General features: G+C 55.8%; 1 protein-coding gene. It reads left to right on the forward strand.

Annotated features, from left to right (window positions below):
• Positions 1-525, forward strand: a 525-nt coding sequence (gene argH, locus ACTHUR_RS17980) for an argininosuccinate lyase (RefSeq protein WP_440400107.1), incomplete at both ends; no start/stop codon positions are given.

A 525-nucleotide genomic window follows, 5' to 3' on the forward strand; every position in this document is an offset into this window, starting at 1 on the left:
GCTTCGGACACCACATGCTCGCCTACGTCGAAATGCTCGGCCGCGATTTCGAGCGCATGGCCGACTGCCGCAAACGCGTCAACCGTATGCCGCTCGGCGCCGCCGCACTGGCCGGCACCACCTACCCGATTCAACGCGAAATTACCGCCGAGCTGTTGGGCTTTGAGCAAATCTGCCAAAACTCGCTCGATGCCGTATCTGACCGCGATTTTGCCATTGAGTTCACCGCCGCCGCTTCCCTGATTATGGTTCATCTGAGCCGTCTTTCCGAAGAATTGATTTTGTGGATGAGTCCGCGTTTCGGCTTTATCGATATTGCCGACCGTTTCTGCACCGGCTCTTCCATCATGCCGCAAAAGAAAAACCCTGACGTACCCGAACTGGTGCGCGGTAAATCCGGTCGCGTGATTGGCCACCTGATCGGCCTGGTTACCCTGATGAAATCGCAACCTTTGGCATACAACAAAGACAATCAGGAAGACAAAGAGCCACTGTTTGACACTGCCGACACGCTCATCGACACCC

The sequence above is a fragment of the Neisseria sp. P0021.S007 genome (assembly GCF_051956855.1).